General features: G+C 54.1%; 13 protein-coding genes and 1 pseudogene. 10 read left to right on the top strand and 4 right to left on the bottom strand.

Features of this window, described 5'->3' with window-relative positions; all coding sequences use genetic code 11:
* Nucleotides 1-74 precede the first annotated feature (74 nt).
* Together LGM20_RS12765 and LGM20_RS12760 are read left to right on the top strand one after the other, a co-directional pair.
* Entirely contained in the window at nt 75-950 is an 876-nt protein-coding gene (locus LGM20_RS12765; protein WP_044523087.1) for a LysR family transcriptional regulator, read from the top strand.
* 196 nt (nt 951-1146) lie between these two features.
* A pseudogene (locus LGM20_RS12760) lies at nt 1147-1390 on the top strand (IS3 family transposase); the annotation flags it as partial.
* Between the two features lie 68 nt (nt 1391-1458).
* Here LGM20_RS12760 and LGM20_RS12755 read toward each other — a convergent pair.
* From LGM20_RS12755 to otnK, 3 genes are all read right to left on the bottom strand, one after another.
* The gene (locus LGM20_RS12755) at nt 1459-2730 is read right to left on the bottom strand and encodes an SLC13 family permease (RefSeq protein WP_240322545.1); all 1272 of its coding nucleotides are present in this window, start codon (nt 2728-2730) and stop codon (nt 1459-1461) included.
* A 111-nt stretch (nt 2731-2841) separates the two neighbouring features.
* A complete protein-coding gene (gene otnC, locus LGM20_RS12750) occupies nt 2842-3480 on the bottom strand; it encodes a 3-oxo-tetronate 4-phosphate decarboxylase (RefSeq protein ID WP_044523092.1) in 639 nt (212 codons plus the stop codon).
* A complete protein-coding gene (gene otnK, locus LGM20_RS12745) occupies nt 3473-4732 on the bottom strand; it encodes a 3-oxo-tetronate kinase (protein ID WP_044523094.1) in 1260 nt (419 codons plus the stop codon). The genes otnC and otnK overlap by 8 nt, the downstream gene beginning before the upstream one ends.
* Nucleotides 4733-5056: 324 nt before the next feature.
* Between otnK and LGM20_RS12740 the strand changes: the two genes are divergently transcribed.
* The 7 genes from LGM20_RS12740 (at nt 5057) to LGM20_RS12710 (ending at nt 13525) form a co-directional block, all read left to right on the top strand.
* Complete coding sequence (locus LGM20_RS12740) at nt 5057-6127, top strand: isocitrate/isopropylmalate dehydrogenase family protein (RefSeq protein ID WP_044523096.1); 1071 nt, start codon at nt 5057-5059, stop codon at nt 6125-6127.
* Between the two features lie 51 nt (nt 6128-6178).
* Complete coding sequence (locus LGM20_RS12735; RefSeq protein ID WP_023318255.1) at nt 6179-6832, top strand: hypothetical protein; 654 nt, start codon at nt 6179-6181, stop codon at nt 6830-6832.
* Nucleotides 6833-6932: 100 nt separating this feature from the next.
* A complete protein-coding gene (locus LGM20_RS12730; protein ID WP_224222689.1) occupies nt 6933-7757 on the top strand; it encodes an amidohydrolase family protein in 825 nt (274 codons plus the stop codon).
* 14 nt (nt 7758-7771) lie between these two features.
* Nucleotides 7772-9151, top strand: coding sequence for an MFS transporter (locus tag LGM20_RS12725; protein WP_044523114.1), 1380 nt, complete (start codon nt 7772-7774; stop codon nt 9149-9151).
* Entirely contained in the window at nt 9138-9815 is a 678-nt protein-coding gene (locus LGM20_RS12720) for a transporter substrate-binding domain-containing protein (RefSeq protein ID WP_044523116.1), read from the top strand. The genes LGM20_RS12725 and LGM20_RS12720 overlap by 14 nt, the downstream gene beginning before the upstream one ends.
* Before the next feature lie 123 nt (nt 9816-9938).
* Nucleotides 9939-12587, top strand: a complete 2649-nt coding sequence (gene acnA, locus LGM20_RS12715) for an aconitate hydratase (protein ID WP_044523124.1) — start codon at nt 9939-9941, stop codon at nt 12585-12587.
* 14 nt (nt 12588-12601) lie between these two features.
* Nucleotides 12602-13525, top strand: a complete 924-nt coding sequence (locus LGM20_RS12710; RefSeq protein ID WP_044523186.1) for a LysR substrate-binding domain-containing protein — start codon at nt 12602-12604, stop codon at nt 13523-13525.
* Nucleotides 13526-13535: 10 nt separating this feature from the next.
* On the opposite strand, the gene LGM20_RS12705 is transcribed toward LGM20_RS12710, so the two are convergent.
* Nucleotides 13536-14627 carry a lactonase family protein gene (locus tag LGM20_RS12705; RefSeq protein ID WP_044523127.1) on the bottom strand — a complete coding sequence of 364 codons (1092 nt, stop codon included), beginning with the start codon at nt 14625-14627 and terminating at the stop codon, nt 13536-13538.
* Nucleotides 14628-14936: 309 nt separating this feature from the next.
* On the opposite strand from LGM20_RS12705, the gene phbB reads away from it, so the two are divergent.
* A complete protein-coding gene (phbB, locus tag LGM20_RS12700) occupies nt 14937-15680 on the top strand; it encodes an acetoacetyl-CoA reductase (RefSeq protein WP_044523130.1) in 744 nt (247 codons plus the stop codon).
* Nucleotides 15681-15712: the final 32 nt, after the last annotated feature.

Genomic DNA, 15712 nt, shown 5'->3' with positions numbered 1-15712 from the left:
ATGGATGATAGAGAATGCTAGCTATGTCGTAAAATACCTTTTCAACATCTAACTCATACCATCGAGGTATATCTATGGAATTGCGTCAATGCCGCTACTTCATCTCAGTAGCGAAGCTAGGCAGCATTAGTCAAGCAGCCTTAGAACTCCATATTGCTCAACCTGCTCTAACTCGGCAGATCCAAAAACTGGAAGAGGATCTTCGAGTCATGCTCTTCAAACGAACGGGGCGAGGAGTGCAACTTACTGATGCAGGAAGTCAGTTCCTCATTGACGCAGAAATATTAATCGACAATGTTACGGTCATAAAGGAACGTGCTATTCGGGCCTCCCGTGGAGAATGTGGTAATATCTCTCTAGCACTTCCTGTAATACAAAATGCAGCGCCGCCGATCACGGCATTATTAAAAAAATTCAAGAAAACGTCACCGCTCGTCGGCATTACGCTTCACCACCTCATATCTGAAGTGCAACTTTCAAAGATCGCTGAGGGAGATCTTGATGCTGGTTTTTTATTGTTCAGACCACTTAATGATCCTCTTTTTGCAGGAATCCCCGTTTTCAAAGAAAAAATGTTATTAGCTTATCCGGCTGAATGGAAGTGGCCTGATAATAAGGAACCTCGTTACTTAAGAGATTTGCAAAATCTTGACTTTATATGGCTTCCTCGTACCGCCGCACCGGCGTGGCATGATCGACTTATTCATTGCTTTTACGATGCGGGTTTTACGCCGCGTTCCGTTATGCACGGCGTGGATGCAGTATCCATGCTTACGTTAGTTAGCGCCGGCATGGGATGTACCATCGTTGCAGAAGGGATTAGACACCTTGCTCCGCCAAACGTGTCGTTTGTGGCATTAGAAGATTTAAACCTGGTACAGGAATGGGAATTAGTATGGCGCAAAGACAGATGCTCTGAAGTTTTAAAAAGTTTAATAAATCTGATTTGAGCATATAACGCGCGCTAACAGCTGATTACAGGAGTGCTGCTTTTTGAGCGCATGCGGTCAAACGGGACTAATGGCATGAGCTTATGCTTTCGACTGGCGATAAGGGAGGAGACCTCTATGCGGACGCGTAGTCTCCTAAATCAAAACAGGCAGGTCAACAACATCCTGATAACGGCTTGACTCTTAGAAGGGCGTCCAGGGTAGTCAGTACGGCAGTGACGACTGGCAGCGCTTCTGCCGGGCCGATAACCTGGCACCGAGCATGAGCCGGGCAGGATAATGCGGTGGCCGTATCGTTCTTCAGTTCACTGAAAAAAGAACGCATCAGGAAGAGAATATACAAAACCCGGGATCTGGCCCGGGCGGATATCTTCGATGACATTGAAGTGTTTTACAACCGGGCACGGCGCCACAGTCACCTCGGCGGCGTCAGTCCGGAAGGCCTCGTCGTGAGGACAGAATTTGTCAACAGGCGTGGGGTCTGTCCAAGACCAAAAATATCTCATTCTCATACAGGTATCGTTCCGATTCCCAGTGCTGCAACGAGGGCGCAGACGCTCATAATCCAGACCTTCGTCATAGAATGCCGTATATGTTCATCAAGCCGTAAATTAAGTAGGCTCAGGCCGAGATGCGTGGCAGGTATCACCGGGCTTAGCAGCAGGCCAATCTGCTCGGTGATGAGCATGGCGATGGTGACGTACAAAGGAGATACGCCGAAGCTCTGGCCCAGGCCGACCGCGAGGGGTAACAGCGCAAAGTAGAACGCATCAGAACCAATCAGAATCACAATTGGCACACTGAAGGCCGCAAGAAGAAGGTACAGATACGGCCCAAGACTGGCGGGGAACATGTCGGCAATGTTGTTCACCAACACTTGTATAATGCCTGTGTTTTGCAGAATACCGACAAATACGCCGATAGTTAAAAATATAACGATCACCGGAAATATCGTCAGGGCATATTCTTTTATTTTTTGTTGCGCAGTCTTCACGTTCGGGTAATTAATAATGATCGCCAGAGAGAAGGCGATCATAAATAGATAATTGCCGGCAATCAGACCTGAGACCAGAATAACAATGGTGGCGATGACTAAGACAAAATTCAGTTTCAACAGCCAGAAATTATGATTTGTTTTACACGTGAGCATATCGGCTCGCATAAGATGGAATTCATCCGGCGACATACCCGAGCCGCTTCTGTTTTCGATCCTCGCCATAAACCAGCAAAGAATAACCCCCAGCACAAATAGAATCGCCTGCAACGGGATCAGCCGATAGTAGACGTCCAGAATATCCAGATGCGTCACCGCGATCGCTCTGTTGAGCGAGCCGCCCCAAGGGGTGATCCCGGTTACGCCCACACCCACGGTGATCAGCAGTAACAGCGTCTTTTTACTGATGTTCATCTTTTCATAGATCGGCAGCAGAGCGGGCACAGTGACCAGCAGGGTGGCATAGGCATTCCCGTCAAGACTGCAAATGGAGGCAATCACCAGCGTCGCGAGTAAGACTGAAAATGTGGAGGGGGTAATGAACCGCAGAATAAAGCGAACGATCACGTCGAACACACCCGCTTCTTTCATCAGGGTGAAGAACATGGCGCTGAAGGCAACGAGCGTTGCCGTTCCCACGACAGATTTCAACCCTTGAGCGACATATTCGCCTAACTCTTTAAAACCGAAGCCACACACTAATGCGGCTGCGGTAGGCAGAAGTATAAATAAAATACTGGGAGGGAAGATGTTTTTCAGAAGACACCAGGTTAATATAATAAACATAACTATCCCGGTGATAAGCATAAGAGACATAGGCGACCTTATTATAATTTTGGTTACACGGGCAGGGCAAACCCTGCGTAATAAATTAACGCAGGGCGTTATTGCTATGACTTACTTCATGTTAAATGTGGCGTTGAGCTCTTCAACATTTTCCTGTGTCAGGGTATTCATGCCAAATGGTTTGAGCATGAAATAAAGTTTTGCCGTCTCCTCTAACTCTTCGGCATTAAATACCGCCTCGCGGATAGTTTTTCCAGAAATAATAGGGCCGTGATTCGCTAAAAGAATGGCATTATGTTCCGCCGCCAGCTTTTCAACGTGCTCTGCAATTATCGGTGAGCCCGGGCGAATGTAAGGCACCACCGGCAGTTTACCCACCCGCATTACGTAATAAGGGGTAATGGGCGGCAGGGCATTTTCAGGATCGATGCCTGGCAGGCACGACAGGGCGGTGAGCCAGGGAGAGTGCAGATGAACGATGCCGCCACAATGCGGGCGTTGGCGATACATCGCAAGATGCATCAGCACCTCTTTAGAAGCTTTCTGGCCGGACAACAGCTCTCCCTGCATGCTCACTTTGCTCAACTCGTCTGCATCGAGATCGCCAAAGCTGGAGTTAGTGGGTGTTGCAAGAATATTACCATCCGGAAGTTTTAGGCTGATATTGCCCGCGCCACCGCTGCTGTATCCGCGCTCAAACATGGAACGTGCATAGCGAACCATATCCTCTCTTAACTGTTTTTCACTCATGATAATGTTCCTGTGCTTTCTGGAAGAAATCCTGGCTACCAAAGTTCCCGGATTTGAGTATCACCCACTGCTGTTTGTTGAGGACCTGGGTCCAGGGCACGCCCGGCGCGACCGATTCACCAATAATCATCCCCTCAATGTTCAATCCCTGGGTTACTGCGCCCGAAGTTTCGCCTCCCGCGACGATAAACTTGTTAAAACCAGCTCGGGTCAGCGCCTGGGCCAGCGAAGAGAAGAAGGTTTCAATCCGGTCGCTGACGTACTCAGCCCCGTAGTTCTTCTGGATCAGCTCAATGATCTGCGGCGGCTGGGTGGCGTAGACCATCGGTGCCATAGGCTCACTGGCATGGGCGATTGCCCATTGCGCCACGAACTCCAGATAGGCGGGATCGTGAATGATTTTTTCCACATCCAGCGCCAGAGAGGAGGCGCGCTGCTGATAGAAATCCACCTGTTGATTGGTCATGGCGGAACAACTGCCAGAAAGCACCACGCTGGATCCGCTGGCATCAATGTGCATGGCCTGTTTTCCGGACAATGTGTTCTGCTCATCCAGGGTGGCGATGGCATAACCCAGCCCGGCGGCGCCGGTCACTAGCGGGAAGTTCGCGGTAGCCCGGGCGACAGTCAGCAGATCCTGATTATCAAGAACGTCGAAGATGAAATAACGGGCTTTGTTCGCCAGCTGTTTTTCCATCTCAGATGCTATGTCATGCGGGTGATTTTTCACCTTATCCAGATTAATCATCCCGCACAGCCCCATGGACTGCGCCTCCATCAGTTTTTTCAGGGAGGAATGTTTCATCGGCGTGACGGGATGATGTTCCATACCGCTTTCATTAAGTAGCTCACCCTTAACGAACAAATGGCCGTGAACTATCGTGCGGCCATTATCCGGTACCGCCGGGCAGAGGAGGGTGGCGGGCGTATTTAAGAACTTCATCAGTGCATCAGTCACCGGGCCGATATTGCCCTGAGCGGTCGAGTCAAAGGTGGAGCAATATTTAAATAGCTGTCGCTGGCATCCCTGCGCCTTTAGCCAGGCTGAGGCCGATAAAGACTGCTCTACCGCCTCGTTGACCGGGATCGAGCGGCTCTTCAGGGCAATCACGATGGCATCCGTATCCTGCGCGTCGAAAGCGCTTGTGGGCACGCCATTAAAAAGCACCACCTTCCAGCCTGCGTTGACCATAAAACTGGCGATATCTGTGGCCCCGGTAAAGTCGTCGGCGATGACGCCTAACTTAATCATGTTCATTCCTCAGAAACCCGTTGATATGGCTATATTGCTTTTATGTATTTATAAATGCAAATTAGATAATTGTTAAAGCGTGGTTAAGATCACACTTTTATTGGCGATCCGGCCGCCTCATGGGTATATCAACCATAAACACTACGATGCAACTCTGGAAGGCTGTTGTGTACGTAAAATCGGCTTTTCGCAAATGCTTTAAATGTAAACAAAATGCTAAATTGTAAAAGCTTTATCAGATTATTGTGATCGCCATCACCTTGCAGCGTGTGCATTTGTTGGTATAAAAATGCAATCGAAAGCAAACAACCTATTGGAGTTTTTATGCGCATTCTGGTTCTGCCATGTGACGGTATCGGTCCTGAAATCACCTCAGCTGCAGTAACAGTGTTGAATTCACTGGATAAAGCCTTCGGCCTGGATTTTGAATTTGACTACGAAGATGTGGGTTTCAAGAGTCTGGAAAAATATGGCACCACGCTTCGTCAGGAGTCGTTAGATAAAGCGAAAACCTACGATGGCATTATTCTCGGTACCCAGTCCCACGCGGACTATCCAGCCCCTGAAAAGGGTGGCCGCAACGTCTCAGCGGGCTTTCGTATCGGTCTGGACCTGTATGCAAACGTTCGCCCGGCCCGCACGCGTCCATTCCTGGCGTCGAACATGAAAGAAGGCAAAACCATGGATCTCGTGATCATGCGTGAAGCCACAGAAGGTTTTTACCCGGATCGTAATATGACGCGCGGCTGGGGTGAGGTAATGCCAAGCCCGGATATGGCGCTGTCTACCCGCAAAATCACCCGTCACTGCTCTGAGCGTATTGCGCGTAAAGCTTTTGAGCTGGCGATGCAGCGTAAGAAAAAAGTGACGGCTATCCACAAAGCCAACAGCTTCCATATGACGGATGGTCTGTTCCTGGAAGCGGTGCGCACCGTGGCGAAAGAGTTCCCGGAAGTGCAGTTGGATGACCTACTGGTGGATGCGTCCACCGCGCACCTTGTGCGTAATCCGGAACGCTTTGACGTGCTGGTTGCTACCAACTTCTACGGCGACATCATCAGCGATCTGGCAAGCGAACTCTCCGGAAGCCTGGGCTTAGCGGGCTCCATTATGGCCAGCGATACCCATTGCTGTGCGCAGGCGCAGCACGGTTCCGCGCCGGATATTCAGAACCAGGATAAAGCCAACCCGGTTTCGATGATCCTGTCCGCGGCAATGATGCTGGCCTGGTATGCCGAGAAGCATAACCAGCCGAAATTCCTGAAAGCGGCGGATGAGATCAACCGTGCGGTGGACGAAGTGCTGGAGAACCCGGAGACCCGTACTCCGGATCTGGGTGGCACATGCGGCACCAAAGCCTTTGCTGAAAAAGTGGCAGCGGCTATTCGCTCCTGAGCATGAGTTGTGGCTGCCCAAACCCGGGCAGCTTGTTATCTGGAGAGAGCCATGAGCCAACGTATTGTCCTGATCCATGCCACCCCTCTGGCCGTGGCACCAATCAATGACACCTTTAAGCAGCTGTGGCCTGACGCTGAAGTCAGTAACCTGCTTGACGATGCCCTGAGCGTGGATCGCGCGAAAGCGTCCACACTTACCCCGAGCCTGAATAGCCGTATCAATGCGTTAGTGGAGTACGCCATCAGCATTGATGCCGCGGCGGTGCTGTTTACCTGTTCGGCCTTTGGCACCGCCATCGAAGCCAGCGCACAGGATAAATCGCTACCCGTGCTTAAGCCTAACGAGGCGATGTTCGAGGATGCGCTGAAGAAAGGGCGGAATATCGTCATGCTGGCTACCTTCGAGCCTGCGGTAAAAGGGATGGAAGACGAATTCAGGGAGCTGGCGACCGCATGCCACTCAGAGGCCACCCTGAGCAGCTATATAGTGCCAGGTGCCCGCGATGCCCTGAACGCCGGCAATGCCAGCCTGCATAACCAGCTGATTGTCGAGGCGGCCCTGCAACACCAGGAGGCCGACGCTATTCTTCTGGCGCATTTTTCTATGGAAATCGCTTACCTGCAGGTCAGTTCCGCCGTCTCCTGTGCAGTATTAAGTAGCCCGCAGTCTGCCGTAAATAAATTAAAGCGTTTGATGAATTAACGTGCTGCACGCATGGCATAAAGAGTAAGGCCCCGTCGTGAACAATGAGAAAACAGAGGCAGAGATTAAATACAGCCATATTACGTCTCTGCCCGGAATCGTGTTACCTGCGAATAGCTGTGACTGCCATCATCATATTTTTGACAGGCGTTACCCTTATGCGCCCGATGATAAACGCAATTTACCCGCTGCCACCGTCAGCGATTATCGCGCGTTTAAACACTGGCTGGGTTTTACGCGCCACGTCCTGGTTCAACCGTCCTCTTACGGTGCAGATAACCGCTGTTTACTCTATGCGCTGAAGTCCTTTGGCCCGGTAGCGCGCGGCGAAGCGGTGGTCACGGATGCCGTCAGCGACACGGAGCTGGACTGCCTTGCCGCCGCCGGGGTGACTGGCATCCGCTTCAATTTTGGCGCGGGCAGTATCACCACGCCAGAAATGCTGATGCCGCTGGCCGCCCGGGTAGCCGAACGCGGCTGGCATGTGCAGATCCATGCCACCGCCGACCAGCTCTGGACGCTGCGCGCCTTGCTAATCCAGCTTCCGGGCCGGCTGGTGATCGACCATTTCTTCCGGTTGCCGCAGCCCGAACCGATGTCCCATCCGGCATGGAAGCTCGCCTGGGATCTCATCGGTACCGGCCGCTGCTGGGTAAAACTGTCGGCGCTTTACCATCAGTCGCAGCGGGAGGATGTATCGGACATGGCGGGCGTGATCACAGGTTTTTTGCATGAAGCCACCGAGCGCGTGGTCTGGGGAAGCGACTGGCCGCACCCGAATCTCATTAGCGCAAATAAGAAGATGCCAGATGACGCGTTAATTCTTTCAAATATTTTTCACTGGGCAAGTAATGAGCGGGTTCGGCATAAGTTATTTGTCGATAACCCGGCTGAACTTTACGGATTTAACTCTTCGTCTTCCTGATAAGGCCGAAAAGAATGACAACTCCCGACTCTGCTTCATCAAAAAAGAGACCCACGCACTATCGTTATATGATTTTGCTGATGGTGTTCTTAAGTATCGCGTTAAACCATGGCGATCGTGCCACCTTCTCCATTGCCGGACCTGATATGGTCAAAGCCGCTGGCCTGGATATTGTGGCGCTGGGTTATCTGATCTCCACCTTTACCTGGGCGTACGTGCTTGGGCAGTATCCGGGCGGCTGGTTACTCGACCGTTTTGGCTCCAAACGGGTGCTGGTCACCGGGGTCTTTACCTGGTCACTGTTTGTTTTCCTGGTGGGGTTCAGCACCTCATTTGACAACGTCTGGGTCACCCGCATCATGATCTTCGGCTTTATTTTTATGATGGGGCTAATCGAAGCGCCGACCCTGCCTGCCAACTCGCGCTTTCTTGCTGCCTGGTTCCCGGCGCGCGAACGCGGTAAGGCGTCCGGGTTTACCACGGCGGCGCAGTACTTCGCGCTGGTGGTCTTTTTACCCCTGATGGGCTGGTTCTCTTATCGCTTCGGCTGGGAGTCGGTGTTCTGGTTTATGGGCGGGCTGGGGATCCTGGTTGCACTTGTTATGCACCGGGTCCTTGCCGACACCCCGAAGGTCCATCCGCTGGTTAACAGCGAAGAGCTGGATTACATCCAGTCGGGCGGGGGGCTGACCAACCTGAAGGCCACCAAAAAGGGCGACACCGCGGGCAAGGGCTATACCCGCAAACTGCTGACCAACCGGCTGGCGCTCGGCGTCTACATGGGGCAGTTCTTCTTTACCGTACTTTCGTACTTCTTTCTGACCTGGTTCCCCGTTTATCTGGTTCACGATCGCGGAATGACTATTCTGAAAGCCGGGTTCGTCGCCTCTTTACCCGCGCTGTGCGGCTGCGCCGGGGCGCTGCTGGGGGGCGTATTGTCGGATTACATGCTCTCTCGTGGCTTTAGCCTCTCTGCGGCCCGTAAAACGCCGATTGTTGTCGGTATGCTGCTGGCCGTCAGCATGGTGATCTGTAACTACGTGGACTCTGCCTGGATTGTCGTGGCGATCATGTCCCTGGCCTTCTTCGGAAAAGGATTTGGGGCGATGGGGTGGTGTGTGGTCTCCGACTTCTCGCCGAAAGAGGCGGTCGGCCTGAGCGGCGGGCTGTTTAATATGATCGGTAATATTTCGGGGATCTTCACGCCGATTATCATTGCCTACATTATTAAAGACACCGGATCATTTAACGGCGCGCTGATCTTCGTTGGCGTCTGCGCTTTCCTGAATTTGTGCTGTTATTTATTTGTCGCCGGCAAAATCCAGCGCCTGAGTTTTGATACCGAACATAATGACCGTAACGGTCTTCCGGAGGAGCCCCATGTCAGCCATTGAACCCCTGCGTTTTGCCATTAATCTGGGTAATGCCGTGCTTGCAAAGGAACTGCCGGACGGCAGTCCGGGCGGGATCACGGTGGAACTGGCGCATAGAATCGCCGCGGAGTGGGGCATAACGGCGCAATTCAAAACCTATCCGACCGCCGGAAAGGTGGTGGACGACGCGCAGAAGGGACTCTGGGATATCGCATTTCTGGCGGTCGACCCTCAGCGCGAAGAGGTGCTGCACTTTACCCAGCCCTATATCCAGATCCAGGGAACGGTTCTGGTTAACGAAAGCAGCCCGTGGCAAAGCGTGGCGCAAATGGATAAAACCGGGGTGGTGATCAACGTCGGGAAAGGGGCGGCCTACGATCTCTATCTTACGCGTCAGCTAAAGAACGCCAGCCTGAACCGGCTTAGCTCCTCTCAGGCTGCTATCGATGCGTTTCTGAACGGCGAAGGGGATATGGCGGCGGGGATCCGTCAGCCGCTGGAGCGGACAGCCGCACAGAACACGGGATATCGGGTCCTGCCCGATAACTTTGGTCAGATAAACCAGGCTATCTGCGTTCCTCGGGGTAACGAACAGCACTACCAGGATCTTGTCGCACTTCTGACCCTCTGGCAGGCGGAAGGCAGCATACAGCAGATTATCGACAGAGAATTAGCCGCAGCGTGATCTCCCTCTTAGCGTTCTCTTTTCGAGAACGCTATCTTATCAAAAGTTCAATTTTCGCCCAGCCCCGGACATGGCACGTTATCCCCTGACGAACATAACATTACTGCTGTGACGGAAGACCCTATGACATCAACCCTGGCTCTCGAACGCTCTGACCTGGTGATTCATCATCAGCGTTATCATTTTGTGGATCTCACCCAGCTGTTACCCCTGGCGCAGTTGCAGACGCTCCCTTTCAGCCTGCGCGTGCTGCTGGAAAACGTCGCGCTGCGCTCTCCGGAGTCTCTGCCACAATTTTTGCAGATGCTGGCCGGGGCGGCTGACAAAGGCGAGGTGGAGTTCTATCCCGATCGGCTGATGTTTCACGACACCACCTGTCTGCCTGCGCTGGCGGATTTTGCGGCGATGCGTGATTTAACAACCGAGCTGGGCGGCGATGCCACGGCGATCAATCCGCGCATTCCGGCAGTACTGACTATCGATCATTCGGTGATTGTCGAAAGCTATGCCTCCGCCTCTGCGCTGGAAGATAACCTGCAGTTTGATTTTCGCCGTAACGCTGAGCGTTACCGCTTTATCCGCTGGGCCGAAAAGAGCCTGGATAACTTTCGCGTGATCCCGCCGGGCACCGGAATTATTCATCTGATGAACCTTGAAACCATTGCCGAGGTGGTGACGGTGGATAACAGCGCGCCGGTGCCGCTCCTGCATGCGGATTGCATGATCGCCACTGACAGCCATACCCCGATGATCAACGCCCTGGGCATTCTGGGGTGGGGCGTGGGCGGGCTCGAAGGGCAGGCCGCGCTGGTGGGGGAACCCGTCACCCTGAGCTTCCCCGAGGTGATTGGCATTTCGGTATCAGGCGCGCTGTCACCCGATGTCAGCGACAGTGACCTGACACTGCATATCACCCGCCTGCTGCGCGAAACCGGCGTTGTCGGTAAGTTTGTCGAATTTACCGGGCCTGCGTTAGCCAGCATGTCCGTTGAATCACGGGCCACCATCGCCAACATGGCTCCGGAGTACGGCGCAACGGTGGTGTTCTTTCCCTTTGACGAACGCAGCGCTGAATACGTGGCGTTAACCGGGCGTAGCGAAGAGAAGCAGTACCTCATCAGCACCTACATGCAGGCGCAGCATCTATGGCGGACGGCGGATGCACCGCAGCCTGAATTCAGCCAGCTTATTGCGCTCGACCTCTCGACCATTGAGCCATGCATGGCTGGGCCGGTTAATCCCCATCAACAGATCCCGCTGGGCCAGGCGGCCAGCAGCTTCACCGACACGCTCAGTGCGAAAATGCGGGATCGCCACTGGTCGCGGTCTGAATACCCTGAACCGATCCGCCAGGGCGCGGTAGCTATTGCTGCTATTACCAGCTGTACGACCACGGCGAATCCCTGGCTTGTCATTCAGGCAGCCCTCTTTGCCCGCAATGCCGCCAGACATGGGCTGCGGCCCAAGCCGTGGGTTAAAACCTCGTTTTCGCCGGGTTCCAGAGCGGTCACCGACTACCTCAGCGCATCGGGTTTGCTGATCGAACTGGAAAAAGTGGGCTTTGACGTCACGGGCTACGGTTGCATGACCTGCATTGGTAGCTCGGGTGCTCTGCAACCGACAATGGAGGAGCTGGTCAGCGACGGGCTACAGGCGGTATGCGTTCTGTCCGGAAACCGTAATTTCCCCCGTCGCGTGAACCCCTCGCTCGGGCACGGCTATCTCACCTCTCCGGCGCTGGTGATTGCCTGGGCGATAGCCGGACATATCTCTCATGACATGGTTAACGACCCGCTGGGCGTTGACGAGGCAGGGCAGCCACTCACCATGCGCGATTTAATGCCGTCCCGGGAAGAGGTGGAAATGTGGCGCGGACGGATCATGAAACCGGAGCACTACGTCAAACGCCGGGACATTATCTGGCAGGGGACCCCGCACTGGCAGCAGATTATGGCCCCCGGAAGCGTGCATTATCCCTGGGAGGCGACCTCCACCTATCTGCGCCGGCCGGGGTATCTTGAACGCCTGCCCCGCGATCCCACCGCGCCGCTGACCCTCTCTGGCGCGCATCCTTTCCTGTGGTTAGGCGATGATGTCACTACCGATCACATCTCGCCGGCCGGGGCGATCCCGCTTGCGAGTCTGGCGGGACAATGGCTGGTTGAGCACCATGAGGATCCGCAAGACCTGAACCTCTATTCCACGCGGCGCAGTAACCACGAAGTCATGGTTCGCGGCGCGTTCACCAATACCGCGCTGGTCAACCGCTTGCTTCCGCAGGCGCAGCGCAGCGGTGGCGGCAGGGCCTGGGATGCGCAACATCAGCAGATCCTGCCAGCGTATGAAGCGGCGCAAAGCTGGCTCCGGCGTGAAACCCCGCTGGTGATCTTTGCCGGTGAACGGTATGGCGCAGGCTCCAGCCGGGACTGGGCCGCCAAAGCGCAGGCGCTGCTGGGGGTTAAGGCGGTAGTGGCGCACAGTTTTGAACGTATCCACCGCACCAACCTTATCGGGATGGGGATTTTGCCGTTACATATCACGCCTGACGAGGCGGCGCGTTTACCGGAGATGGACGGGCGCGAGGAGATTAACGTAGACGGTCTGGATCAGTTACAGACGGGCTGCACGGCCCTGAAGATGCAGATCCGACGCGGCACAACGCTGCTGGGCGAATTCATGCTTACGCTGACCCTCGATTCGCAGCAGGAGCTGCGCTATCTCCGGCACGGCGGCATTCTGCCTTACGTCATTCAGCAAACACTGAAGCATTAACTATGGATAAAACGATGCGTTTTGATTTGGTCTCTTTATCTCTCTTTGTGGCGGTCGCGGAGACGCAAAATCTTACCCATGCAGCCCGCCGAAAACACACCGCGGTATCTGCGGTCAGCAAACGTATCGCCGAGCTGGAGCAGCAGGTGGGGACGCAGCTGATGCTGCGTATGCCGAGGGGCATAACCCTGACCCCAGCGGGTCATTCTCTGCTCTACCATGCCCGCCAGGTGTTCCGCAATCTGGAAAAGATGGAAGAGGAGCTCAGCGATTATGCCGCGGGCATCCGGGGACATATCCGTATTTACACCATCTCCGCGGCGCTGATGAATCACCTGCCGCGGGTGGTGAGCGGCTATCTTTCGCACTACCCGCAGACTGACATTGAAATTGAAGAACAGACCGGGATGAGCGTTGTGCAGGGATTACTGGCTGGCGAGGCCGATGTTGGCTTCTTCTCCAGCTGGACCCCGTCGGCAGGGATTGAGTACTGGCCCTGGCAGCACGATCTCCTCTCTGTACTGGTGTGGCCCTCTCACCCCCTGACGGTGCGCAGCGCGTTAAGCTTTGCCGATATCGTGAATGAAAAACTGATCGGCTCGCACCGCAACAGTGCCGTGAGCTATATCCTTGAACGCCAGGCGCGCGCCCTGGGTAAGACCCTTAACGTGGGGCTGCGCGTGAGCAGCTTTATTGCTATGGCAGAGCTGGTGGCGCAGCAACTGGGGATTGCGGTGCTGCCGGTGAATGAGGTGGCATCCTCAACCCTGCACAGCGGCGTCCGCGTCATTCCGTTAGCGGAGCCCTGGGCGAGACGGGAGCTGCTTGTCGGCGTGCGGGATTACGGGCAGGCTTCGCCGTCGGTGAAAACCTTAATCGGCAGCCTGCTTCCGGCAGAGCAGGCTGCGCAACCCGAAGGAGAGGCAGAGCGACGCTGAGCCTGCGGGATCAGGCAAAGCAGATGCAGGTTGGGCTGGCCGTTGCAATGACGATTTTTGTCGCGGAAAGCATGCCGGTTTCACTGTCGACGTCGAACACCTGAATGGTGTCGGAGTCTTCATTCGCGCTGAAGAAGCGTGAGCCATCGGGCGAAAGGGTGGTGAAGCGGGGCGTTTTCCCGCCGCAGGGTACCCATCCAGTAGGCATCAGCGAACCATCCTGTTGATTGATGCTGAACACGGCGATGGAATCATGGCCCCGATTAGCGGCATAGACAAAGCGCCCGGATGGGTGCACCTCTATCTCGCTGGCATCGCTCCGGCTCTCGTAGCCATCAGGCAACGCGCTAAGGGTTTGTTTGAGTGAGATAGTACCTTTTTCCTGGTTGACATGATAAACCGTGACCGTGCTGCTCAACTCGCTGATGGCATACATCCATTTCCCGTTGGGATGAAAATCGACGTGACGTGGCCAGCTGCCTTCCGGGAGATGAACCTCATCGGCCAGGCAGGAGCGGGTCTGCTCCCAGTGGTACAGACGGATCATATCGATGCCATTGCCAGCCTTTCGGCCCTGAACCGGCACGGCAAACAGCGCGCTGCCTGGAGCAAAAACGATTTCATGCGGGCGCGATAGCGTGGCCTGCGCGGCGGTATGACCTTCGATAGTGGCAAGATGTACTGGTGGCTCCAGACCCTCGACGCTTACGGGCAGGGCAGCAATGTTACCTCCCTCATGATTGGCGATCAGCAGGGTGTTCCCGTCAGGCGTCAGCGAGGCGCCAACCGGATTGTTTCTGCGGGCGGGATCGAGATCCGGGTTGCTGTGTCGGGGACCGGTGGTTTGATCGCTAAAGAGACTCAGCAGGCCGGAGTCAGGATCGCGGTTAAATACCGCAACGCGGTCGCCATCGCCGTGCAAAACGTAGAGCCGGTTACGCGGCAGATCGAGCGTCAGCCATGAGGGGTTGTCCTGTACGGAAGCAATGGATTGTAACAGCTCCCACGTTCCGGAATCGGAAATCCGGTAGACGCTGATTCCCTTACCACGCGCACCGCGCCATGCTGAAGTGCGGCAGCCAATATAAGCATAGGTTGTCATCATAACTCCTGTTTGTGTGCATTTTTTATATTATAAATGCATATTATGCGCTGTGATATTTATCTCACTTCTCTGTGTAACTTCCCTTTCATCCATGTTTTTAGGGGAATTTGTCGTTGTTAATCGATGTGCAGAGCATGAGTGCAGTTTTTTGTTTATCTCTTGAATTGCATTTGAGTGTCATTAAATGCAGAAATTGAACGATCCTGCTCACATTTCCAACAAGGTCTTGTTGCGGAATCCCTTAGCCCCCCGCTTAATGTTAATAAGAAGTGAGTTAATGTTAATAAACTGCAACGGGAGAGGGCTATGACCCAACGTATCGCGTATGTCACATCTGGAATGGGTAGTCTCGGTACGGCTATTTGTCGTCGGTTAGCGCAGGACGGCTTCATTGTTGTTGCCGGTTGCGGACCAAATTCAAAAAGAAAAGACGTCTGGCTGGAAGATAACAGGAAGTTAGGGTTTGATTTTATCGCCTCTGAAGGCAACGTTGCAGACTGGGATTCAACGGTAAAAGCCTTCCAGAAGATCCGCGCAGAGGTAGGAGAGGTGGATGTGCTAATTAATAATTCCGGGACCGCGCGCAATGTCCTATTCCGCGATATGCAGCCCCAGGAGTGGCAGGCGGTTATTGATACCAATATGAACTCCTTGTTTAACGTGACGCGTCAGGTAGTGGATAGCATGATGGCGCGGGGCTGGGGACGTATTATTAATATTTCTTCCCTGAATGCGCAGATTGGGACCGTCGGTCAGGTTAACTATTCAACTGCAAAATATGCCGTGCGCGGCTTTACTCGCGCCCTGGCGCGTGAGGTTTCGGCACGTGGCGTGACGGTTAATACCGTTTCTCCCGGTTATCTTGCTACCAGCAAATTAAAAACCGTCACTCCCGTTCAGGTAATCGACAAGATTGTTCAGGAAATTCCCGTCAGGCGTCTGGGATCACCAAAAGAAATTGCGTCCATTTGTGCCTGGCTGGCTTCCGATGAAGCGGGTTATGCCACCGGGGCGAACTTCTCCGTCAACGGCGGTATGCACATGAGTTAATCGCTCTCCCTAATAATTTAATAACGTACATT

Origin of the sequence: Klebsiella quasipneumoniae subsp. quasipneumoniae, from assembly GCF_020525925.1 — a bacterium.
Taxonomy (GTDB): domain Bacteria; phylum Pseudomonadota; class Gammaproteobacteria; order Enterobacterales; family Enterobacteriaceae; genus Klebsiella; species Klebsiella quasipneumoniae.
This window is presented reverse-complemented; position numbering and strand designations above follow the sequence as displayed.